Below are 23080 nucleotides of genomic sequence, written 5' to 3' on the forward strand. Positions count from 1 at the left end.
GGCTAATCCTCCTGCGCTTGGGCCAGCAGACGGTACAGCTCGTCTAGGTCGCTAAACAGCTGCTGGCCGCTTCCATCGATGCCATCGGTTTTTAGGCGATTCAAAATGCTACGATCGACGCTTTCATTACCGCCTTCAAGTAATACTTGAGCAGCTTTCAGTAAACTTTCATCGAGCCGGCCTTCGATCACGGCTTCGACTAAAAATCTAGCCGCCCTAGTTAACTCTTGAGCAAAGTCGACTGCCTTTCCCGCTGATGAAAACTGGTCATCTGCAATGTGCGCAATTGAATCCCAGCCCTTTATTTTTAAAGGTAGCGGGATTCTAATTCGCGATACGTCGCCTGGATGTATTCCAGCGGAAACTCCTCTCACGACTGACTGCCACTGTATGTAACCAGCATCAGAAGTCAAATAAGAGTGCACATACGACGCCGGCAGCGAACCCTCTTTAATTCTTATAACTAACACCTTCGAGGAGGGAAGGTTTTCGTCATCAGCATGATAAATGGATACATCTCTACCAATATATTTTTTGTCATGAGCTCCACAAGTAAGCAATATATCAAATTTCTTTAGATATTTACCTCTCGATGGTCGTTCAACCTTGTTGAACGGCCCTTTTAAAAAAAGACCGGTGCAGCTCCTAGAGGTTGCCTGCGCAACAGCCTCAGAGCTGCTTTCGGACTCTTCTCGAGTATTGCCAGTAAAAATTTCAGAAGATATTTCACCTAGGGTGACAAATTCATTTTCACGAAAATACTGGTCAATTTCGGGAGGGTAGGACTCAGGTGTTAAGACATCGAATGCAGCTTTGAAGCTCATCCGAAAAAACTGTGATTTATATTTTTTGTAATCTGATAGCGCAGCATACTGTTCTGAGTAGATTGCATTTTGACCAGCGACAATTTTTCTGGCCCAAGCTTTAAGGCTCTCGGCTTGATGAATTTTTTCGCCAATGTAATCTTGAGCGCCATTATGAAGCTTGAGTAGTGGAAGGCGCTTAAAATTATAAAGATAAATATGTTGCTGAACTGCTCCCCCGGCCTCTCGACTCATAAATGCTTGACCGTACTTTGTGGTAAGCCAAGCTGCAACGAAGTGCGAATTGTAATTGGTGCCTGTCAGGCTGAACTTAATGGTGTCTTGATTTGAGTTAGCGACAGGTATCGAATCGGGAAGTACAGCTAGTCGCCCAACCGTGCCTGAGGTAGAAACAATTATGTCCCCTGCTTTAAGTGCAGACTTCGATAAAATGGAATGGGTTTTTTTGGTCACATAGGAGAGAGAGGCCTCATCAATTAATGGGCTCTCAATTGCCTCCGCCTTTATAAAAGGAACACCTGTTTCCGCACCGTCCCAAACAATATCATTACAAAGTGCGTAGGCGCCAAATTGCCAAGGCTCACAAACTGAACCAATCGCCTCCAGCTCAAATCCAGCGTTCTCGATTAACTCTCTCGCTGAATAAAACTCCTTCGAATAAAAACCAGTATCCAATCTTTCAGGCGTAAAGTCTGCAGCGGGAACTCGGACGATAGACTCCATCACTCACCCCGCTTATAGGCGCCAACGATTTTATCGAGGTCGTTGGGCACCCCCGCTGAGTAATCCTCGATATTGTTTTTCACCACATAGCCCAGCGTTTCGGCTACAGCCATAAACACGTCGCCTTGCGGTTCCGGCAGGAATTGCTCGGTGTGCTCCTTGCTGGCGTTACGCTTTTGCAAGTAAACCACAGAGGTTTTGGCACCAGTTCCGGACAGTTTGAAGGTGTCGGATGGCAGCGACAAAACGGCTTTGACGATGGCTTTACCACCGACAAACTGGCCAGTTATCTCATCCTTCTTACCCATAATGTATTCACGCACATATCGGTCGCCGGAGTTACACAACACGCCATCGGGTAACACGATCATCAGGCGACCACCAGGACGTAGCAATTGGAGGCAGCGGTCGATGAATAACACCGCGGGGTCGATGTTAGCCCCAACCGGTTTCCAATTGCCTTTGCCATCTGGCTTGCTACCCAATGCCAGGCCACTAGTAGAGGGGAATAATTTGTACTGTGCCTTTTTGCTGGTGGAAATATTACGCAAATCGGTACGGTAGCCCGGCCACTTGGGCACGCCGTCTTCATTCAGGTACAAGTCACCGGTGTCCTCCCACTTCATCTGGAGGTGGTCATAGTAGGCAACGTATTCATCCACAACTTTTTCAGTGGGACGGAAACCACCGAGTACCTGTTCCATTTGAGCTTCGTAGCGCTCTTTGGATTCCTTGCCCTTTTTATCGCTGGTGAACTTGGGCGTTCCAAAAGGCGGGTTGGTGCAGATCAGATCAAAGCAGTTGGGCTTGAATGCATTGGTGGTGAGCGAGTTGTCGGTGTAAAAAATTTTGGCTTTTGGCGCACCTTGCAACGCCATGTTTACGCGTGCCAGCATCACCATACGTGGCGCAGCATCGGCACCAGTAAATGCAGTGTCGCGTAGAGTTTGCTTGAGCTTCTCTTTTTGCGCGTCGCTCATACCACCTAGGTGATCGACCACGCTTTCGATATGACTAAGCGCCACCGAGCCAAACCCGAAGGAGCCGCAAGTGGGGTCACAGAAGCGAAAAGCGCCCGAGACAAGGCGCTCCATGATGGCGTTGTCTTGCTGAATATCGTGCATGGCGATTTCCAACATTGCCTGCTTCACCGGATTAGGCGTGAGGTAAACGCCCAGCCCCCCCTTAGATTCAAAGTTTGCGCGCAGGAATACGTCGAACACGCGGCCCAGCAGATCGCCTGCCACATCAGCCAAGGTGCCCTCTTCTTTGCCCGCGATCGCGCGGCCTTGGTTGTCGGTTACCGGCCCCAAGTTTTGCATAGCTTCTAGCAAGGTGCGGTAGTTTTCCGGCCGGGTTAGACGCAGATGCGAGTCGCTAGGGAAGATGGCGTTACGGCTTCCGTCGTCACTGACAACCACATAGTCTTCGTGTGCTTTGAACACTTCGAACGCGGCTTTGATCTGTTCCACCGCCTTTGCGCCATGCTTGGCAACATACTCGTAATCGAAAACCTCGCGGAAACCCTGGGTTCTTCCCTCATGGTCCGTAAAGTTGAGCTCCTCGCCATGGTGCACGCGGAAGGTCTCGAGAAAGAGCAGTTTTGCTACTTCTTCGATGATGTCGTTCTTGTCGTTGACTCGGTCTTTTACGGTCTGAAACACTTGCTCGTGGAAGGCATCAAATCTATGCATCAGTCTGGTGTAGATGCGCATCGACCAGCGGAAGGTCGGGTCTTTTTCCAGCTTTTCGTAATTGCGTATCAGCTCGATGGACGGCACCTCATCCACCGAGTGCGTACCGTCGCTACCATCTACACCAAACAAGCTGTAGCAACGGCTATTCTTGTTGTCTTGCATATGAGCAAATACTGGCCAGTCGCCGTTCACGCTGGACAGCAATTCATAGGCGAGTTGGTCAAGCTTGTCTTCTCGCGAGTATTCCCAATGGCCAGGCTCCAGCGCGACCAGCAGCACTGATGGCGTCTGATTTCCTTGGTCTTCGCCCCAAATTAGTCCGGCTTTTACGAAATCGTGTTCAGACGCCAGCGGCGTATGCTCGGTGTACTCAAGGTACTGATTGCGTATTTCTTGGTAGCGTTGGTCCAGTGTTTGTACGTTTGCCATGGTTATCCTGTGTTCCGTTTCAAGCCAGCTTCAGCAGCGGGCCTTTAAATTCGAGTCGTGCATCTTGCATTGCAGCCGTGCGCAGCATGGGTTCGGTGACCACCATCCCAGCAGCCAACTTACCCATCAATTGCGTCAACGGCATGGGGCGTCCGGCTTTTTCCAGCAAAGCCACCAGTTCATCCGCCAGGCTATTACTCTGCCTGCTTGATATGGCCTCCAGCTCATAGGCACGTTCACCGGTTGGTAAATCACAGCGACGCACGCCAGGCAAACAAGCCAACCAGAGGCGAACTTGTTCCTCGCGCCAATCCAATTGTTGCCATAGTGAGGCGTGCTCAGCGACTAGTTGTTCGAGCGTGGACGGCCCACTTTCCAGCGTGTGCTGCACGGCGTCGACAAGATTGAGCGGACTCATCTGGCCTGCTCCCCCTCTGAGCCAGCATCACGGTTACCGCATTGCTGGGATTTGATCCAAGCCTCCAGCTCACTTCGCTTAAAGCGCCAAGAATTGCCCACCTTGAAAGCCGGTAATCCCGAACTGGCAGCGAGCCGATAAATCGTCCGCTCGTTCACCTTCAGGTACTCAGCCACTTCCTTGATGGTCATAACTTCATCATTCATAGCAATTTTCCATGCTTGGAAATTCAGCCCAATACAGAGAATGTCAAAAGAGTACAAAGAAATACAGTTGTTTTTGACAGTTTCGCGCTGATAATTGCGTGCAGTTGTACACCGTCGTATTCGGGATCTTTTAAGCCCCGTAAAAAGAGCGGGGCGCTGGACTGCTCATTTTTTAGGCGCGGACGCCTTTTTTCATAGGTAAGCGTCCGGGCCGTAATTGACGTTTGATACTTTGCTTTTCCCGCCAAACCCTCCGATCCAGCGATCTTTGATCGCGCCGATCGGAGGGTTCACCCGTTTTTTTCGAGGCACCTCGTACCGTCATCCCATTCCCATTTTAATTCGCCCCACGCCGTCGTTTACCCGTCAGTAATTGCTCGTGCTCGTGCTCGTGCTCGTGCTCGAGTGCAGTGCACTGCAGTTCTAGTGTCAGAACGAATCTTGTCGTGGGGATATGGTTAGAGAGGTGGCGACACCGGCGACACCGGCGACAACCCGCGTCGGACGAGCTCTTAAGCGTGGCGACAAAAGTGGCGACAGTCGCCACTTTTTGCGCGCTTTGGCCGGGATGCTTGACCGCCTTTTCGAGTGGGTATAAAAATTGGCGCACGGATCGCTGTCGTTGACAGCACCAGCCCAGGTAGCCACAACCTTTAAGGCTACGCCACTTGCGTGGTGGTTCTCCCGAAGTGCGATTAGCGTCCGGCGGCTCGCACGGTCACTCCTCGAGAGTGATGGATGCCTACTCGACTTATCTGTCCATTGCGGCAGACGATGAACCTACCTCGCTGCGCTGCAGCAACCTCACCTTTCGGCACACTTCGCTGCGCCAGACTGCGCCCGTCTCTTTCTCCTGGAAAGAGACGGGCGCTCATACCACTGCTGCAAGCCACGTCGTACAAGGCATTGCCGCAATTCTCCTCGTGACAATCGGCCTGACAAATCCGATTCGTCGCCATCCGCAACTGCGCAGGCACCGGTGCCGCAGCCTATGGAAAGGCTGCACATGACTGACAGTCAGGTATGCCCCAGGTGTTCATGTCGTTGCCTTCTCCCGCTCAGGATCTCTAGGTGTCGAACTCGTCAGTCGGCACAGCCTCCGCCCGCCCGCGTCTTCGGATGCGTTTAAGGAAGCCAGATTCATGGGTTCATGCCCTTGCTCCCGGTCGTAAGGAGCCGTTCGTTCCGCGTCAGTGAACACCTCACAGGCCGCAGGGGCCTTGATCCCTGATAACACTCAACAGCCGTGGCGGGGTTACGTGAGGACAACCAGCAATGAACGAGGAGAGGGCCCATGCAGCAGTTAGATCCGAAGCTTGAACTACCACGATCGCCTCGACCGCTGATTGAGTCGAATCCCGTGGCCCAGCCTTATCCGGTGCAGGCGCTGGGTGGGATTCTTGGGCCAGCAGTCGAGCGCATGGCCGAGGTCATCGGCGTGCCCCAGGCGCTTGCTGCGCAATCGGTGCTGGCTGCCTCGGCGCTGGCCACTCAAGGTCATGCAGGGTTACAACTAGACGGAAGAAATTATCCGCTGTCGCTGTACCTGATCACCGTGGCCGCGTCAGGGGATCGCAAGACGGCGGCAGATCGATTTGCATTGCTCCCAGCACGGCAATGGGAGCGTGAGCAGTGGCAGCGCTATCGCGAGCAACTTGCCAGGTACCGTGCCGCACAGCGACAGGCGCAGCGTATAAATCCTGCCGATCCCGACCGCACAAACAGCGTACCGCTCGAAGCGGAGCCTTCGGCCCCACGTCTGATCACCACGGACCCGACTATCGAGGCCCTGATCAAGGGCCTCTGTCATGACCTACCGAGCATGGGCCTGTTCTGTGACGAGGGCGGACAATTCCTTGGTAGCAGCACCATGAGTCGGGATAACCGTTTGAAAGCGGTCACGACCTTGTCGTCACTCTGGGACGGCAGTCCGATTGATCGCGCGCGCTCCATGGTTGGTGAAAGCCTGCGAGCCTATGATCGGCGCTTGAGCCTGCACCTGATGCTGCAACCGTACTTGGCCATGCAGTTACTCACTGACCCGTTGCTGCAGGGGCAAGGCATTCTCGGTCGCTGCCTGATGACCTGGCCCACCAGCCTAGCTGGACAACGTAGCTATCAGGCTGTCGACTTGTCCAAAGATGCCGCCCTAAAGTGCTATCACCGCCGCCTTTCGGCGCTGTTTTATCAGCCTTGGTCACTGTCTCCTGATGGTGCTTTGCAGTTATCACCGCTAACCCTCAGTCAGTTATCCCGCCGTCGCTGGATTGATCTGCATGATGCCATCGAAGCCCAATTGGGTGAGTTTGGCGAGCTGGCCAGCGTACGGCCTAGCGGATCAAAGGCCGCCGATAACCTCCTCCGAATCGCCAGCATCCTGGCAGTAGTGGAGGAAAGCGGCATGGTGGAGGTCGATCATATCCAACGGGCCTCCGCTTTAGTCGGCTACTACCTCACCGAGATCCAGCGCCTGACCGAACAGGAACCGGTATGCCGGATAAAGGAGGAGGCGGATCGCCTGCTGCGCTGGCTGCAGGTCAAGGATTGGAAGCACTTCAGTATTCGTGAGTTGAACCGCAACGGTCCTCGCTTCGCCCGTAAGAGCAGTCGTCATGCCGCCAAGCTGCTGGTCGAGCTGATTGATCATCAGTGGCTGATCACCGATGGCCATACCTTCGAGGTGCGCCATGTTCAATCTTGATGAAGCGCTACGCAACCATCTGGCTCAGCGCCAAAAGGAGCCGAAAGCGCGATTTGTCGCCGCTACTGTCGCCACTTTGTCGCCACGCTCAAAGCCAGGCAGGGCAAGGGATGTCGCCGCTGTCGCCGGTGTCGCCACCACCCGTAAAACTATCACCTCGACGACAGCCATCATTCAGTTATTGAAAGAGCAGGGCGTGCATCTCTACGTCACTGACAACACGCTGTGTTTTCGCCCGACTGATTGGGCTCAGTTCGCGATTGTAAGTGCGCACTGGCGAGCCCTTTTGCATGATCTCGCGGCAGTCGATCAGGAACAGAAAAATGGCTCGGGTCGGTAAGCGAGCGGGGCGCAATTTCGGCTTCGGTCGCCAGCTTAGCTATGCTGGACCGCAAGCACTGAAAGACCTGTTTGGCGACGGCCATTTTGCTACCGTCAAAGCCCATAGTGATCGCTGGCAGGCGTTCGTGCATTGGTGTCGATCCGATGAAGGACCGAGGGTCAACGACGCGCGCCAGATAGACCGCGAGATCCTCATGCGGTACGCCGTCCACGTGCGGGAGCAGGTTGATCAGGGCAACGTCGGCATTGCCACCGCGCAAAACCGACTGTCCAGCGTGAACCGAACGATGGCCGCGCTGCGCGGTGATCAGTACGTCAAAATCCCGAGTCCGAGTAAGGCGCTTGGCTTGCAGCGCTCAAGCGTGCGTAGTGAGGCACCGCAAGGCCAAGATCGTGCTCAGATCGAGTTGATCGCACTCGTACTGTCAGAGCGAGGTCAGCAACGTGTGGCCGCAATTGTGCATCTGGCCCGGGATACTGGTATGCGCCTGCGTGAAGCGATCTTGGCGGACCTGCCCCGACTGCAACGTGAGGCCAGGCAACTGGACAAGATCAACATCCAGGACGGCACCAAAGGCGGTCGATCAGGCGCGTCAGCACCGCGTTGGATCGCGGTTACTGATCAAATTCGTGGCGCCTTGGATAGGGCCTGGGAGGCTTCACCCAGTGGCAGTCGGAACCTGTTGGCCCCCAACGAGAGCTACAAGGTGTTTATGCAGTCAGTTGTGCGACCGGCACGGGACATCTTGCATGAGCATGGATTGAAAGGCTTTCATGAGCTGCGGGCGGCTTACGCCTGTGAGCGTTATGAGCAACTGACCGGCTTGAATACACCCGTCAATGGCGGTCGTGTTCATCGAGAAGATCGAGAGCTTGATCAGCGTGCACGACAGCAGATCAGCTACGAGTTGGGACATAACCGCATCGATGTGGTGAGTGCCTACATCGGAGGCCGGCGATGACGGCCGAGTTCGACATAGCGTTGTTTCTACGCCCCATGCTCAAAGGTGCACATGCCACGCAGCAGCGGCACATCAGGCAAGCAGAAAGGATGCACGAGGTGATTCTTGAACGCTGGGGTTGCGCGACTCCCTGGTCCTGGAGGGAAAAACACGTGAGATGGTTTCTGGAGCACTATTTGCGATGCTCAGCTCCAGCTACCATCTACTACTACGAGTTAACAGCGGGGTTGATCCGCCGTAGAAAGGCAAAAGTCGTGGTTGCCTGATGGACCTATAAGCGTGAGCCCCTGAGTATGGGAATGCGGAGCCTTCCCATACTCAGGGGCTTGGCTGAAAAGCGCAGGCATACCAGAGATCTGGCAACTGTCGTCACTCCTTTCGCCCTGCTACACGACACGGATCGTAGCCGGTGGCGCGTACTTTTTGGATGCTCAGCGAATTGGTACGACATTGCGGTCCCTGGTTTGATTGATGGCCGATGCCGACAGGCTACCGGTGGCCGCCTTCTGGATATGTTCACTCCACCAAGCCATCATCGGACGCCGGCGTTCGATGTAATCCGTTCGGTTGTAGGCGCTACGAACTTCGTCCTTGTCGACATGCGCCAGCGCGACCTCGATCAGCTCCGGATCCCAGCCATGCTCATTCAGGATGGTGCTCGCCATCGAGCGCAAGCCGTGGCTGACTAGGCGGTCCTGAAAGCCCATGCGCTTCAACGCCATGTTGGCGGTCTGGCTATTGGCATGGGTGCGGGGATTTCTATCTGAGGGGAACACGTACTCTCTATTACCGCTGAGTTGCTTGAGCGTCTCGAGTAACGAAATTGCCTGATCGGTAAGAGGGATTGTGTGCGGCCGACGCTTTTTCATGCGCTCTGGCGGAATGGTCCAAATGCGCTTGTCGAAGTCGATATCTGCCCATCGTGTGGTGGCTGCTTCGGCAGGGCGGGTCATCGTGTGCAACTGCCATTCGATCAGGCAGCGGGTCGTGCGCTTGATGCTTGCGTTCGCGATTTCCATCATGAGCTCGGGAAGCTCCTCAGGTGGTAGCGCAGCCATGTTCTCTTTTTTGGGTTTCTTGAACACCGCCCGAATTCCATTGAGGGGGTTCGCAAATATCAGCCCGGAGTTGACCCCGTAGGTCATGATCTCGTTGAGTCGTTGGCTCAATCGTTTGACGGTTTCGAGACTTCCTTTGGCCTCGATTGGGCGAAGGATCTTGATAACCATCGGAGCAGTGATTTGAGAGAGAGGCGTTGTTTTCATGCTTGGGAAAACATGGAGCGTCAGCGATCTCCAAATGTCTTCGGCGTAGGCTTTGGTTACGGAGTCTTTCTTCAGCTCGAACCAGGCAGTGGCCACCTTCTCGAACGTGTGTTCAGTCTCAGCAAGTTTGGCTTGCCTTACCTCATCACGCTGGGTTTTGGGATCAGTGCCCAAAGCAAGCAACTCACGCGCCTCTGCGGCTTTCTTCCGGGCGTTGGCTAACGAGAGGTCGGGGTATGGACCAAGCGCCATGTTGATACGGCTTCTGGTCAACGGCTCGCGGTAATTGAAATTCCACATCATCGAGCCGCTCGCGCGTACTCGAAGCTGCAAGCCATCGCCGTCGCTGAGGACGAAGTCTTTACCAGTTGCCTTGACTGCCTTGAGCTGGCGATCGGAGAGGCGGGTTGCGTTAGTAGGCATGGGGGCTACCTCCAGCACCGTTTTGGTATCCTGAAAATAGCATTTGATAGTCCGGGATACCACCTGGGATACCAAAGCGCCTGGAACTCAGAAATCCTCCAAAGCCCCCAAAAGAGCTGAACCCCCCGTATTCACTGGATTTCAGGCACAAAAAAAGACGTCCGTGGACGTCTTTAGATGATCAAATGGTGGAGCCGGGGGGATTTGAACCCCCGTCCGCCAGTACTCCGCTGTCGGTACTACATGCGTAGCCGTTTCTATTAAGTTAACCCTCAGCGACCCGAAGGGCAGGGTGCTTTGGGCGAGTTGTGTAAGTTTTAGCCGCTTCGTCCACAACGTACTGCACGGCGATTCTGTTCTATATGACAATCACTTTGGGTTTACAGACATCCCCTGGTGATTGCTGGACCCGAAGGTGCCAGAAGCTCAGGATCTAAAGCTGCTTACGCAGCGAGAGAGAATTCCTGGCCGTAGGTTTCGTCATTGGCAACTATAAGAAGTTGCAACAGTGGATTTACGAGTTCTGTTACCAACTCGGCATGCACCTAAAGTTTCGCGACCGGCGTCGAATCCTAAACGGCCCCGTGCCTGTTGCTCGGTGAGTCATGGTGAGCGACAGGCCTGTGCAGTGTACGCCAATGCAGCTCAGAAGGCCAACCGCAAGGTTGGCCTCGTTGTTCAATTGGCCATCGACAATGCCTGGCTGGCCTCGGTGGCGCATTTTTTGTCATCTTTGGAGGCCTGTGACGCTTTGGCGCTGGCCAGCAGTCTTTTGATCTCCGCCGCGTTGGGGGAGGTCGCTGGCAGCGAGTTCACTTTGGCTTCGAGCTCTTGCAGCTTGCTCGTACACAGGTTGTTGTCCGCAGCAAACACGGGAGAGGCCAACATTGCAGCAGACATGAACAGACCAGCGAGTGCGGTACGTTTCATGGAAATCTCCTAGTACTGATGGTCTCGGTGCTGCCGTATAAGCGGGCGGCCGAGGTCGAAAACAGGCCACCCTGAAAAAGGGGCCTACTTAAAAGACCACGGCGCTGCGCAGTAATTCGGTTTTCGGGAATTTTGAACGGCCACAGGCCTGTTGCTCTGTGAATCGTGAGCAACAGGCCTGTGCGATGTGCGCGAACAAAGCCAATCCTAAGACTGGCGTTGAGTGGGGCTATTGCTTGCCGCCGTCACTGGACTTCTGAATATCCTGAATCGTTTGGTTCGTTTCGGCGATGCAATCATCAGTGCCTTTTTTAGTGCCCGTCGCGTGATCAGCCTTGGCTTTTTCGACGGAGGCCTGTACCTGCTCAGTCATCTCCGGAGGGATCTGGGCTTTGGCATTTTCGATCGTTGTCAAATTCACCGCACAGAGGTCTTTGGCGGCAAATGAGGTGGACGCCATCAGCGAGGCAGTAACGAACAGACCTAACAGTACAGAACGTTTCATGTGTTTCTCCTTGAACTGAGGTCCAGGCATCGCTGGCCGTCAGTACGGGCTGCCGATTTTGGGATAGGTCCCACATATGCGGGACTTAATCGGTGGACTACGGCGGTCCGTCAGGGTTCTATTTTTCTTCAGCGCGCCCTCGCCCGGGTTACCCGATCCACCAGATAGACCAACCCGTGGTAATCAATCCCACCGTGTTGCGTCAGACCAATCTCACAGGTGCGGCTGGTGGAAATCCCCTCGCTGCAATGCTGCACGGCGTCCTTGAGCGAGCGCAGTGAGTGCGCGTTCAACTCCGGGGTAGTGAAGCCTTTGTCGCCCGCAAATCCACAGCAGTGAATGCCTTCAGGAATGACCACGTTCTTACTGCACTTGCGCGCCAGATCGATCAACGCCTGGCTCTCGCCCAAGTGCTGAGTGCTGCAAGTGACGTGGACTGCGATTGGCGCTTCCTGTGGTGTGAAGTCCAGTCGATCCATCAAATGCGTGCGGATGAAACGCACCGGGTCGTACAGGTCCAGACGCACGTCGCCGAGGTCCTGAACCAACCGCAGCGTGCAAGGGCTGGTGTCGCAGTAGATCGGATCGAGCCCACCGCGGCTGGCGTGCAGCAACGCGCCGATCAGTTCCTGGCGTTTGTGTTCAGCCTGTTCGGCGTAGCCCTTGGAGGCGAACGGCTGACCGCAGCAGAGGTTGTCAAGGTTGTCCGGGAAGACCACTTGGTAACCGGCCTTTTCCAGCAGGCCACGGGTTTTGTCGTACAGCGACATCTGCTCTTTATCACCCGCCGCCGGGCCCATTGCCCGCGAGACGCAAGCCGCCAGGTACACCACCCGAGGGCGTTCGTCCGACACGGCCGGGCTGAAGCGAATGACTTTTTCCGGCTGCGGCATGGCGTTGGTCCATTGCGGGACTTGGCCTTTGGACAACCGTGTCAATGTCGCCGACAGCTTGGCCAACCGTGGCGCCCCCAACAGCATCCGCGCGCCATTGGCCACGTGCAGGGTAAAACGCGCACCTTGCAGTGCAGTGGCGAAATTTCCTTCAAGCCAATTGGCGGTTTTCGTATGCGTCGCCTGATGGCTGCGAAGCTTTTTCACCAGGTCGCCGGTGTTGATTCCTACAGGGCAACGTTGTGCGCAAAGACCCGTCGCCGCGCAGGTGTCGATGCCCTGGTATTCGTAAGCGGCTTCGAGTTCGGTGGTGTCGACCCCGGCACGTTTCTTCGCCTGGATGTCGCGCCAGATCACGATGCGCTGGCGCGGGCTCAGGGTCAGGCCTTTCGACGGGCAGACAGGCTCGCAAAACCCACATTCGATGCACTTATCCACAATCTCGTCAGCGGCTGGCAGCGGTTTCAGGTGCTTGAGGTGAATCTGTGGATCGTCGCTGAGCACCACGTCCGGATTGAGAATGCCGTTGGGGTCGAGCAGGCGTTTGAGCTGCCACATCAGCTGATAGGCATCGCTGCCCCATTCCAGTTCGACGAAGGGCGCCATGTTGCGCCCGGTGCCGTGTTCGGCCTTCAGCGAGCCACCGAACTCGACGGCCACCAGTTGCGCCACGTCGTCCATGAACCCCTGGTAGCGTGCGACTTCTTCCGGATTGTTGAAGCCTTGGGTGAAGACGAAGTGCAGATTACCTTCCAGGGCGTGTCCGAAAAGGATCGCTTCGTCGTAGTGATGTTTGTCGAACAGTTCGATCAACCGGTTCACGCCGATGGCCAGTTGTTCCACCGGGAAGGTCACGTCTTCGATGATCACCGTGGTCCCGGTTTTGCGCACCGCGCCGACCGCGGGGAAGGTGTCCTTGCGAATCGCCCAGAGCCGGGCGTTTTCCACCGGCTCTTCGGTGAAGTCGACTTGTTTTTCCACCGGGAACGATGCCAAGGACGCCATGATCTGCGCCAGTTGTTCGCGTAGTAATGTGGACGAGGCGGCGCGGGATTCGATCAACAGGGCGCAGGCATTGTTCGACAGGTGTTGTACGAAATCGGGCATGCCGGGTTTGTCCTGCACCGAGCGCAGGCTGCGGCGGTCCAGCAGTTCCACGGCGGACACCGGTTGGCTTTTCAGCACGGTGACGGCGTTGCAGCAGGTTTCCACATCCGGGAACACGATCAACGCCGAAGCTTTGTTCGGGTGGTCGATGACCGTGTCGTAAGTCACCGCGCTGATAAACCCGAGGGTGCCTTCGGAGCCGACCAGCAAGTGGCTCAAGATATCCACAGGCTCATCGAAATCCACCAGGGCGTTGAGCGACAGGCCGGTGGTATTTTTCAGACGGTATTTGTGGCGGATTCTTGCGGACAATTCTGCATTGGCACGGGTCTCGCGGCCCAATTTTGCTATGCGTTCAAGCAGTTCGGAGTGGCTCTGGCGAAACGCCTCGACACTGGCGGCATCTTCGGTATCGAGACGGCTGCCATCGGCCAGCACCAGGCGAATCCCGGCAAGGGTGTGATAGGTGTTTTGTGCCGTGCCGCAGCACATGCCACTGGCATTGTTGGCGACAATGCCGCCAATTTTGCAGGCGTTGATCGAGGCCGGGTCCGGACCGATCTTGCGCCCGAACGGCGCCAGCCACGCATTGGCCTGGGCGCCGATCACGCCGGGTTGCAGGCGGATTTGCGTGCCCTGGCCACGGATCTCGCGACCGTTCCAGTTATCCCCCAGCACGATCAAAACCGAATCGCTGATGGCCTGCCCGGACAGGCTGGTGCCGGCCGCACGAAACGTCACCGGGACCTGATCCCGTTGCGCCAGTTTCAACAGAGCGACCACTTCGTCTTCGGACTCGACACGGATTACCAGTTTTGGAATCAGCCGATAGAAACTCGCATCAGTCCCGAAAGCCAGGGTCGATAGCGGATCATCGAAACTTCTGTCCTGGGGAATCAGTTGCTGCGCATCACGCAGGAAAGTCGCGGGTAACGTCATTGGTCCTCCAGGATCAGCACCACCAGGTCTTTCGGACCGTGGGCGCCGTAGGCCAGCACTTGCTCGATGTCGGCGGTCTTCGACGGGCCGGACACCAGCAAGGCGTTGGTCGGCATGCCTTGGGCCCACTCGAACTCCTGCTGCACCTGATAGAAGTTGTCGCGGATTTCGCTCGCCTTGAGCAGGGCGAAATGCACCGGCGGCACCAGGCTCATCAAGCGCGGTTCTTCCCGCGTCGGCCACAGAATCAGACTGCCCGTCGCGGCGATTGCGCCGAGTGTAGTCGTGAGGCTGGCCGGGGTGTCGTTAAACAGTTCGGCTTTCCAGTCTTCCACCGGGCGGTCGTAGGATTTGAGCGTCGGCAGGCCGGGATTGTTCGACCAGTGTTGAGTGATACGTTGCCCATGAGGCGTCGTCGGCGCGATCAACAGGCTCGGCAACTGACGATCTCGCAACAGTTGGGCTAACAACTCAGGCCAATCTTTGCCCGAGGTCAGATGGATTTCGGTGTGCACCGCTTCCATCAGTTTGCGCAATTGCGGGATGCGTTGTTCCGGGGGGTAGGTGTAAGGCTTGGTCAGCAGTTCGACATCGAACTCGTCAGGCACCGGCGTCGTGCCGGTCAGACTTTTCCGCAATTTGCCGAGGATATTTTGCTTGGCGCTCATTAACGATCTCCCTGTTTGGCCAGGTGCTCGCGGGCCATGTCGTGCAGTGAGCGGGCAGCGGGTTTTGGCGCGCTGTGATTCTGCGTCCAAGGGCCGACATTGCTCGGAGCGAGGGCACGCAGGCGTGTGGCGAAGAAGCCGAACAAACGATAGAGCGTCGGCGAGCTGTTGAGCCGGGCCCAGGCGTTCCAGATAAAGCGTTCCTTGCGCGAATACTTGCTGCCCTGGCCGCGCATGACTTGATGCGGGCTGTTCGGGGCTTTGACGTTCTCTTCCCGCAGACGCCGCAACAAAGCAGGGATCGGAATTTTTACCGGGCAGACTTCGCCGCAGGCACCGCATAACGACGACGCGCTCGGATGATCCGGGACTTTCGCCAGGCCAACCATGTGCGGCGTGATGATTTTTCCGATAGGCCCAGGGTAAACCTCCCCATAGGCGTGGCCGCCGATTCGGGTGTAGACCGGGCAATGATTCATACAGGCGCCGCAGCGGATGCAGTTCAGGGTCTGGCGCAATTCACTGTCGGCAAACGCCTGGCTGCGACCGTTGTCGAGCAATACCAGGTGCACTTCCTGGGGGCCGTCGAGCTCATGTTCCTTACGCGGACCGGAGATCATGTTGACGTAGGTGGTGATGGGTTGGCCGAGGGCCGAACGGGTCAGCAGCGACAGCAGCGGCACAACGTCCCGCAGGTTTTCAACGACTTTTTCGATACCGGTGACGGCGATGTGCACCGGCGGGACCGTCGTGGTCATGCGGCCATTGCCTTCGTTTTCCACCAGCAGCAGGGTGCCGGTTTCGGCCACGGCGAAGTTGACGCCGGAGACGCCGATATCCGCTTCGAAGAATTTCTGTCGCAAGACTTTGCGACCGATCTGAATGAGTTGGTCAACGTCCTTGGTGTATTCCACGCCAAGTTTGTCGTGGAACAAGGACGCGACCTGACCGGCGTTCTTGTGGATCGCCGGCATAATGATGTGTGAAGGCTTCTCGTGGTCGAGCTGGACGATGTACTCGCCCATGTCCGATTCCAGGCATTCAATGCCTTGATCAGCGAGGAAATGATTCATCTCCATTTCTTCACTGACCATCGATTTGCCCTTGATCACTTGCCGCCCCTCGTGAGCGCGGATGATCGATAAGACGATGCCATTGGCCTCGTCCACCGTTTCCGCCCAGTGCACTGTCACACCGTTGCGGGTCAGGTTCTGTTCAAGCTGCTCGAGCAGGTCGGGCAACTTGGATAACGCACGGGCGCGGACAGCATTGCCCAGCACTCGCAGATGTTCTCTTTCATGGGCATCGCTGAAAGACGCGGCCCGTTTGGTCATCAGTGAATCCATCGCGCTGCGAAAGTTATTTCGCAATTGCGTGTCAGCCAAAGCCTCGTGAGCCCGGCCGCGAAAATCTTCTTCTACAGCAACCGTAGGAATAATCGCGGAGGCGCTCATTGAACACCCCCGGTGCGCTGCCAAAGGAAACTGGCCAAGTGTTGGCCGCGCAACGCTTCCTTTTGTTTCTCCAGCGAGCCGTTGATGTTCATCAAACAGCCGCAATCGGCACTCAGGACCTGATGCGCGCCGGATTCCTTCAACGAGCGGGTCTTGTCAGCCACCATCGCGCCGGAAATGTCTGGCATACGGACGCTGAAAGTCCCACCAAAGCCACAGCATTCACTTTCGTGGCTGTGTTCGACCCGTTCCACGTTGCCCAACTGCGCCAACAACTCGCGGCCGTGCAGGTGGGTATTCATCTCCCGACGTGCCGAGCACGACGTGTGCAGCGCCACTTTTACCGGTGTGCCGCTGTCCTTGAGCTGAACCTTGCAGACAAACAGCAAGAACTCGGCCAGCTCATAGGTCCGGGCTGCGAGCGCCTGAACCTGCTTCAACGTGTCCGGCTCGTCCTTGAACAAGTCGGCGTAGTGTTCGCGCAACATACCCGCGCACGAACCCGAGGGCACCACCACCGGAAAATCCCCGGCAAACAGTGCCAGTTGCGAGCGCGCCACGGTCCGCGCCTGTTCGGTGTAACCCGAGGTGTAGGCCGGTTGCCCGCAGCAGCTTTGCCCTTGCGGGTACTCGACACGAATACCTTCGCGTTCCAGCAGGTGGATCGCGTCCATTCCGGCTTCGGGATAGAACAGGTCCACCACGCAAGTCCCGAACAGATAGACCCGTGAGGGTTTCTCGCTGGGGTATTGCCGAGGCTCGGGCAGTGGCGGGGCGACGCGGGTCGCGTTCGGCACCGCGTTGTAAAAAAGCTCGCTCATCAGGCGTGTCTCTCGGCCGGTTACCCGTCCGTTGAGGCTGCTGAATATAAAGCGACAAGCTTTCAGCAGCCTTACAGACCGGGTTGTGAATAGCTGACGCCGGAGTCGTGGTCCGGCGTCGGTTTTTTCCGTGTTGCTCGTAGGCTTAGTGCACCAGCATGCCGGTGAACCAGTAGGCCTGGGCGTAGGTGATCAGGCCCACGATCGTGGCGAAGAACAGGCTGTGCTTGAGGGTGAAGCGGAACAGGTCCGACTCCTTGCCCACCAGCCCGGTCGCGGCGCAGGCCACGGCGATCGATTGCGGCGAGATCATCTTGCCGGTCACGCCGCCGCTGGTGTTCGCCGCCACCAGCAGAACATCGCTGACGCCGATCTGGTGCGCGGTGGTGGCTTGCAACGAACTGAACAGTGCGTTGGACGAGGTATCGGAACCGGTCAGGAACACGCCCAGCCAACCAAGGAATGGCGAGAAGAACGGGAATGCCGCGCCGGTTGCCGCCAATACCAACGCCATGGTCGACGACATGCCCGAGTAGTTGGTGACGAAGGCAAACGCCAACACCATGCCGATGGACAGAATTGGCCAGCGCAGTTCGTAGAAGGTCTCTTTCAAAGTGGTAAGACCAATTTTGAAATTGATCTTCAGCACCAGCATCGAGATCAGCGCCGAGAAGAAAATCGCCGTGCCGGTCGCGGAAATCGGGTCAAGTTTGAACACCGCTGGAATGGCGGTTGGAGCGGTCACGATCGGCGCGACTTTGATCACCATTTGATCCAGGTGCGGGATGGCGAAGTTGAACACCCAGCTATACATCGAGCCGCCGGCGGCAAACATCGCCTTGAACGGTTTCAGGGTCCAGATCGTGACCAGCACGGTGAGGATCAGGAACGGCGACCAGGCCTTGAAAATTTCCAGCAGGCTGTAAGGCGAAGCCACGGTTGTGCGTTTCTGGCCGAAACCTCCGACGCTGGCGGTCACGACCGAGGCCGAAACAGCACCGGCAATGTGTTGGCCGGCGGCGCGTTTCGGCTGCCAGACTTTCAGGAACAGCGTCAGGGATACCAGGCTGACCAGCGCCGAGGTGATGTCCGGCAGTTCCGGGCCGATGAAGTTCGAGGTGAAGTACTGGGTGATGGCAAAGCTCAAGCCCGCTACCAGTGCGGCCGGCCAGGTTTCCCGCACGCCACGCATGCCGTCCATCATGAACACCAGCCAGAACGGCACAAACAGCGACAACAGCGGCAATTGGCGGCCGGTCATGGCGCCGATCTTGAACGCGTCGATGCCGGTGACTTGCCCGGCGACGATGATCGGAATCCCCAAGGCGCCGAATGCGACGGGCGCAGTGTTGGCGATCAGGCACAGGCCGGCGGCGTACAGCGGGTTGAAGCCCAGCCCTACCAGCAGTGCGGCGGTAATCGCCACCGGCGCGCCGAAACCGGCTGCACCTTCCAGGAACGCACCGAAGCAGAAGCCAATCAGCAGCACTTGCAGGCGCTGATCGTCGGTGATCGACAGCACCGAGCTGCGGATCACTTCGAACTGGCCACTCTTGACCGTCAGTTTGTAGAGGAATACGGCCGCCACAATGATCCAGGCAATCGGCCACAGACCGTAGGCGAAGCCGTATCCGGCGGCGGCGAACGCCATGTCGACCGGCATCTGGAACGCGAAGATCGCCACGGCAATCGACAAGGCCAGGGTGATGCTGCCGGCCACATGGCCTTTGAGGCGAAACACGGCCAAGGCCAGGAAGAAAAATACGATGGGGATGACGGCCGCGAGTGCGGACACGCCGAGACTGCCGAGCGGGCTGTAGAGCTGTTGCCAGGTTTGCATATGGGGTGGCCCCTAATTGTTGTTGGTCAGGCACTGTCAGCGTTCTTGGTTAATTGGTAATACCAATTTACAATCGCTGTTGGCTAGGGTAAAAGCCTTGTAGGCGGTGTGTCAATTTGTCGCCCTAAAACTTTTGTCGAATAAGCGGTGCGGAATGCATCTGAGCTGCTCGCTCAAACGTCGTCTGGTAGGTGCCGCCGCGGCGCCGATAGGCCAGAATAGAGAGCCCGGCGAGCTGCCGGGATCGTGGAGAAATGAGTTATGGGGTTTGATCAGATTCGTCAGCGCCGTTTGTCTGACGATATTGTCGAGCGGCTCGAAGGGATGATTCTCGAGGGCACGCTGAAGTCCGGCGAGCGCTTGCCGGCCGAACGCGCGTTGGCCGAGCAGTTCGGCGTATCACGCCCCTCGTTGCGCGAAGCGATTCAGAAACTGGCGGCCAAAGGCCTGCTGGTCAGTCGACAGGGCGGCGGCAACTATGTGGTGGATTCCCTGGGCTCGACCTTCAGCGATCCGCTGTTGCATCTGCTGGAAAGCAACCCCGAGGCCCAGCGCGACCTGCTGGAGTTTCGGCATACGCTGGAAGCGTCCTGTGCTTATTACGCGGCGTTGCGCGCCACTGATGTGGATCGCGAGCGACTGACCGCGGCGTTCGAAGAACTCCAGGATTGCTACACCCGTCACGATGAAGTGAGTCGGGTGGAAGAGGGCGCGGCGGACGCGAAATTCCACCTGGCGATTGCCGAAGCCAGTCACAACGCCGTCTTGCTGCACACCATTCGCGGGCTGTTCGATCTGCTCAAGCGCAACGTGGTGACCAACATTGGTGGGATGTACAAGCAGCGCACTGAGACACGGGACATGCTGATCAGTCAGCACCGTGAGTTGTACCTGGCGATTATCGAAGGGCGGGCGGAGCAGGCGCGGGAAGTCTCCAGCCGACACATTTTGTATGTGCAGGAAGTGTTGGAGGAGGTGCGTCAGGAAGTGCAGCGCGTGGCTCGGGCGGAGCGGCGCAAGGGGATGTAGTCATTCAGTTTTGTGGTGAATGTACGATCGCCTTCGCGAGCAAGCCCGCTCCCACATTGGATTTGTGAACGACACAAAACATATGTGGGAGCGGGCTTGCTCGCGAAGGCGGCCTCAGGCAAAAAGAGAATTAATCTTCCTTGCCCTTGTTGCGCACCGCACGCTGCAACTCGCGACCGGCGTCGCGTTCGCGTTCGGTATCGCGCTTGTCGTATTCCTTCTTGCCCTTGCCCAGAGCGATCTCGCACTTGACCATGTGCTTGCTCCAGTACCAGGACAGGCATACGCAGGCGTAACCTTTTTGCTGCACGGCGGAGGCGAGCTTTTCCAGCTCGCGACGGTTGAGCAGCAATTTACGGGTGCGGGTCGGATCGGCGATGACGTGGGTACTCGCCGTCATCAGCGGCGTAATGTGGCTGCCGAGCAGCCAGGCTTCGCCATCCTTGAGCAGGACATAACTGTCAACCAGTTGCAGCTTGCTTGCCCGCAGACTTTTTACTTCCCAGCCGGCCAGGACCAGACCAGCCTCGAACTTATGCTCGATGAAGTAATCGTGTCGCGCCTTTTTATTTTGCGCGATGGTCCCTGTTGGGTGTTTCTTCTGTTTAGCCATAGGGGCGGCATTATAGGGAGTTGCACGCAAGTCGGCTACGGTATCGCTACGTGCTTGAGCAGGTTGATTGAATCCCGGACAATGCGGCCTCTTTTTTGAACGCTTGGGCGTGATAACGATGTCGACAGACAAGGTTTCTGTCCACGGCAGTTGGGCTAGCCGCTGGGTCTTCATACTCGCCGCGACCGGTTCGGCCGTGGGGCTGGGTAGCATCTGGAAATTCCCGTACATGGTCGGCGTCTACGGCGGCGGCGCCTTCGTACTGATGTTTTTGGCTTGTATCGCCCTGATCGGGGTGCCGGTCATGCTGGCTGAAACCCTGATTGGCCGCCGCGCCCGGCAAAGCCCGGCCAACGCCTTGAAGGTGTTGGCGGTGGAGGCAGGGCATTCCGGGAAATGGTCCTGGGGCGCATTTGCCGGGATGATCACGGCGTTGCTGATCCTGTCTTTCTATAGTGTGGTTGGCGGCTGGTCGCTGGATTACATCATCGACATGGGTCGTGGCGACTTCCAGGGAGTGACGGCGGAGCAGGTCGGTGCCTATTTCGGCAATGTGATCGCCGATCCATGGCGCCTGACACTTTGGCACACGATTTTCATGCTGCTGTCCGCCGTGGTGATCGCCAAAGGCGTGGTCGCCGGGCTTGAGCGCAGCCTGCGGATCATGATGCCGCTGCTGTTCGTGATGGTGATTGTGCTGCTGGGTTACAGCATGACCACCGGCCACTTCATGGAAGGCGTGCATTTCATGTTCGACTTCCACCCGGAAAAAGTGCTCGACGGCTTGCTGCCCGCCATGGGCCACGCGTTCTTCTCCCTGAGCGTGGGCGTCGGTTCGATCATGATCTATGGCGCCTATATGCCGAAGAACTCGTCGATTTCCGGCACTGTGGTCGGCGTGGCGCTGCTTGATACCTTTGTTTCCCTGGTGGCCGGCCTGGCATTGTTTCCGATTGTTTTTGCGGCGGGCCTGAACCCGAGCGAAGGGCCTGGCCTGATGTTCGTCAGCCTGCCATTTGCCTTTGGTAACGTAGCGTTCGGCCAGTTGATGGGCGTAGTGTTCTTCGTGCTGGTGGCGGTTGCGGCCTGGAGTTCGGCGATTTCCTTGCTCGAACCCATGGTGGCCTACCTGGTTGAACGTACCAAGATCAGCCGCGCCTGGGTCACATTCTGGCTGGCATTTATCTGCTGGTTTGTGGGTCTGGGCACCGTTTTTTCTTTCAATATCTGGAAGGAAGCCAAATTTTTCGTGAACGAAGGCGGGATGTTCCATCTCTACCAATGGGGTGCGGCCGGCGGCCTGGACTTCTTTGGCGTGATCGACTTTTTCACCTCGCGGATCATGCTGCCGCTCGGTGGTTTGTGTTTCGTGGTGTTTGCAGGCTGGATCATGGGGCGTGAAGCGGTACGCGATGAATTGTCGATCCGCAGCCCCAGGTTGTTCAGCCTGTCCCTGTTCTTGATGCGCTATGTGGCGCCCATCGGCATTCTCGTAGTGTTTGCCGCCCAGCTGTGGAAGTGACGCTGACATGACGACACATATTCAACGCTCGGCCCTGCTGCCGTACCCGGCGCAAGCCCTCTATGACCTGGTCAACGACGTGGCGCGTTATCCGGAGTTCCTGCCGTGGTGCTCGGCCGCGGAAGTCCTGGAAAGCTCCCCTGAGCACATGCGTGCCAGTGTCGGCGTGGCCAAGGGTGGCTTGAGTCAGCATTTCGTGACCCGCAATACCCTGGTGCCCGGGCATTCAATCGAGATGAATCTCGAAGAAGGCCCGTTCAACCAGTTGCATGGCGTCTGGGTGTTCAAGCCGTTGGGCGAGAAGGCCTGCAAAATCAGCCTGGACCTGTCGTTCGACTACGCCGGGCCGATCGTGCGCGCAACGCTGGGGCCGCTGTTCAATCAGGCCGCCAATACCCTGGTGGACGCGTTCTGTCAGCGCGCCAAGCAGATGCATGGTTGAGTCGGTGATCGAGGTTGAGGTGGTGTATGCCGCCGTTGATCGTCAGGTACTGCTGAGTGTGGCAGTGCCGGTGGGGGCGACGGTTCGGGATGCTTTGCTCAAATCTGGCGTAGGTGTTGAGTTTCCTGAGTTGGATCTGGCTGCGTGCCCCGTCGGGATATTCGGCAAGGTGGTTGCTGAGCCGTCCACTCATGCGGTGCAGGCGGGTGATCGCATCGAGATTTACCGGCCGCTGCTTGCCGATCCTAAAGAGGTTCGTCGCTTGCGAGCGGCCAAAGCGGCCGAGGCCAAGGCGCGCAATCAGTGATCTGATCAATCACCAGACAA

General features: G+C 57.0%; 21 protein-coding genes and 1 other RNA gene. 8 read left to right on the forward strand and 14 right to left on the reverse strand.

Going from position 1 to position 23080, the window contains the following annotated elements; genetic code table 11:
• Positions 1-2: 2 nt before the first annotated feature.
• From BK665_RS10095 to mads1, 4 genes are read right to left on the reverse strand one after another with little or no spacing between them, the layout of a single operon-like run.
• Positions 3-1547 (reverse strand): restriction endonuclease subunit S domain-containing protein, encoded by a 1545-nt coding sequence (locus BK665_RS10095; RefSeq protein WP_123405092.1) that lies wholly within the window; start codon positions 1545-1547, stop codon positions 3-5.
• On the reverse strand, positions 1547-3673 hold the full coding sequence (locus BK665_RS10100; RefSeq protein ID WP_123405094.1) for an HsdM family class I SAM-dependent methyltransferase: 2127 nt from the start codon (positions 3671-3673) through the stop codon (positions 1547-1549). Before BK665_RS10100 ends, BK665_RS10095 begins: the two co-directional genes overlap by 1 nt.
• Before the next feature lie 19 nt (positions 3674-3692).
• Positions 3693-4091, reverse strand: a complete 399-nt coding sequence (locus tag BK665_RS10105; RefSeq protein WP_123405096.1) for a hypothetical protein — start codon at positions 4089-4091, stop codon at positions 3693-3695.
• The gene (mads1, locus tag BK665_RS10110) at positions 4088-4297 is read right to left on the reverse strand and encodes a methylation-associated defense system helix-turn-helix domain-containing protein MAD1 (protein ID WP_123405098.1); all 210 of its coding nucleotides are present in this window, start codon (positions 4295-4297) and stop codon (positions 4088-4090) included. The genes BK665_RS10105 and mads1 overlap by 4 nt, the downstream gene beginning before the upstream one ends.
• Before the next feature lie 1294 nt (positions 4298-5591).
• On the opposite strand from mads1, the gene BK665_RS10115 reads away from it, so the two are divergent.
• From BK665_RS10115 to BK665_RS34770, 4 genes are read left to right on the forward strand one after another with little or no spacing between them, the layout of a single operon-like run.
• Complete coding sequence (locus BK665_RS10115; protein ID WP_123405100.1) at positions 5592-6998, forward strand: YfjI family protein; 1407 nt, start codon at positions 5592-5594, stop codon at positions 6996-6998.
• On the forward strand, positions 6985-7338 hold the full coding sequence (locus BK665_RS10120) for a hypothetical protein (RefSeq protein ID WP_123405101.1): 354 nt from the start codon (positions 6985-6987) through the stop codon (positions 7336-7338). The genes BK665_RS10115 and BK665_RS10120 overlap by 14 nt, the downstream gene beginning before the upstream one ends.
• Positions 7322-8302 (forward strand): integrase domain-containing protein, encoded by a 981-nt coding sequence (locus BK665_RS10125; RefSeq protein WP_123405102.1) that lies wholly within the window; start codon positions 7322-7324, stop codon positions 8300-8302. Before BK665_RS10120 ends, BK665_RS10125 begins: the two co-directional genes overlap by 17 nt.
• On the forward strand, positions 8299-8568 hold the full coding sequence (locus tag BK665_RS34770; protein WP_123405103.1) for a hypothetical protein: 270 nt from the start codon (positions 8299-8301) through the stop codon (positions 8566-8568). The genes BK665_RS10125 and BK665_RS34770 overlap by 4 nt, the downstream gene beginning before the upstream one ends.
• A 165-nt stretch (positions 8569-8733) precedes the next feature.
• On the opposite strand, the gene BK665_RS10135 is transcribed toward BK665_RS34770, so the two are convergent.
• The 9 genes from BK665_RS10135 to BK665_RS10175 form a co-directional block, all read right to left on the reverse strand.
• Complete coding sequence (locus BK665_RS10135) at positions 8734-9990, reverse strand: integrase domain-containing protein (RefSeq protein WP_123405104.1); 1257 nt, start codon at positions 9988-9990, stop codon at positions 8734-8736.
• A 186-nt stretch (positions 9991-10176) separates the two neighbouring features.
• Positions 10177-10574, reverse strand: a transfer-messenger RNA (tmRNA) gene (gene ssrA / locus BK665_RS10140).
• A 94-nt stretch (positions 10575-10668) separates the two neighbouring features.
• On the reverse strand, positions 10669-10920 hold the full coding sequence (locus tag BK665_RS10145) for a PA2433 domain-containing protein (RefSeq protein WP_123405105.1): 252 nt from the start codon (positions 10918-10920) through the stop codon (positions 10669-10671).
• A gap of 229 nt (positions 10921-11149) precedes the next feature.
• A complete protein-coding gene (locus tag BK665_RS10150) occupies positions 11150-11425 on the reverse strand; it encodes a PA2433 domain-containing protein (RefSeq protein WP_123405106.1) in 276 nt (91 codons plus the stop codon).
• A gap of 128 nt (positions 11426-11553) precedes the next feature.
• A complete protein-coding gene (locus tag BK665_RS10155) occupies positions 11554-14364 on the reverse strand; it encodes an FAD-binding and (Fe-S)-binding domain-containing protein (protein ID WP_123405107.1) in 2811 nt (936 codons plus the stop codon).
• Entirely contained in the window at positions 14361-15032 is a 672-nt protein-coding gene (locus BK665_RS10160; protein ID WP_123405108.1) for a LutC/YkgG family protein, read from the reverse strand. The genes BK665_RS10155 and BK665_RS10160 overlap by 4 nt, the downstream gene beginning before the upstream one ends.
• Positions 15032-16486, reverse strand: a complete 1455-nt coding sequence (locus BK665_RS10165; RefSeq protein ID WP_123405110.1) for a LutB/LldF family L-lactate oxidation iron-sulfur protein — start codon at positions 16484-16486, stop codon at positions 15032-15034. Before BK665_RS10165 ends, BK665_RS10160 begins: the two co-directional genes overlap by 1 nt.
• Positions 16483-17307, reverse strand: coding sequence for a (Fe-S)-binding protein (locus BK665_RS10170; RefSeq protein WP_123405112.1), 825 nt, complete (start codon positions 17305-17307; stop codon positions 16483-16485). The genes BK665_RS10165 and BK665_RS10170 overlap by 4 nt, the downstream gene beginning before the upstream one ends.
• Positions 17308-17452: 145 nt before the next feature.
• Positions 17453-19147, reverse strand: coding sequence for a lactate permease LctP family transporter (locus BK665_RS10175; protein ID WP_123405114.1), 1695 nt, complete (start codon positions 19145-19147; stop codon positions 17453-17455).
• 261 nt (positions 19148-19408) lie between these two features.
• Between BK665_RS10175 and BK665_RS10180 the strand changes: the two genes are divergently transcribed.
• Positions 19409-20176 carry an FCD domain-containing protein gene (locus tag BK665_RS10180; protein WP_123405116.1) on the forward strand — a complete coding sequence of 256 codons (768 nt, stop codon included), beginning with the start codon at positions 19409-19411 and terminating at the stop codon, positions 20174-20176.
• Positions 20177-20306: 130 nt separating this feature from the next.
• Here the strand turns inward: BK665_RS10180 and smpB are convergent, their stop codons facing one another.
• Positions 20307-20789 carry an SsrA-binding protein SmpB gene (gene smpB, locus BK665_RS10190; protein ID WP_123405120.1) on the reverse strand — a complete coding sequence of 161 codons (483 nt, stop codon included), beginning with the start codon at positions 20787-20789 and terminating at the stop codon, positions 20307-20309.
• Positions 20790-20907: 118 nt separating this feature from the next.
• Between smpB and BK665_RS10195 the strand changes: the two genes are divergently transcribed.
• The 3 genes from BK665_RS10195 to BK665_RS10205 are packed head-to-tail and all read left to right on the forward strand — an operon-like array spanning position 20908 to position 23060.
• The gene (locus BK665_RS10195) at positions 20908-22311 is read left to right on the forward strand and encodes a sodium-dependent transporter (protein WP_123405122.1); all 1404 of its coding nucleotides are present in this window, start codon (positions 20908-20910) and stop codon (positions 22309-22311) included.
• A gap of 7 nt (positions 22312-22318) precedes the next feature.
• Entirely contained in the window at positions 22319-22753 is a 435-nt protein-coding gene (locus tag BK665_RS10200) for a type II toxin-antitoxin system RatA family toxin (protein WP_054050071.1), read from the forward strand.
• On the forward strand, positions 22746-23060 hold the full coding sequence (locus BK665_RS10205) for an RnfH family protein (RefSeq protein WP_123405124.1): 315 nt from the start codon (positions 22746-22748) through the stop codon (positions 23058-23060). Before BK665_RS10200 ends, BK665_RS10205 begins: the two co-directional genes overlap by 8 nt.
• The last annotated feature ends 20 nt before the right edge of the window (positions 23061-23080 follow it).

The sequence above is a fragment of the Pseudomonas frederiksbergensis genome (assembly GCF_003732665.1).
Classification (GTDB): domain Bacteria; phylum Pseudomonadota; class Gammaproteobacteria; order Pseudomonadales; family Pseudomonadaceae; genus Aquipseudomonas; species Aquipseudomonas frederiksbergensis_G.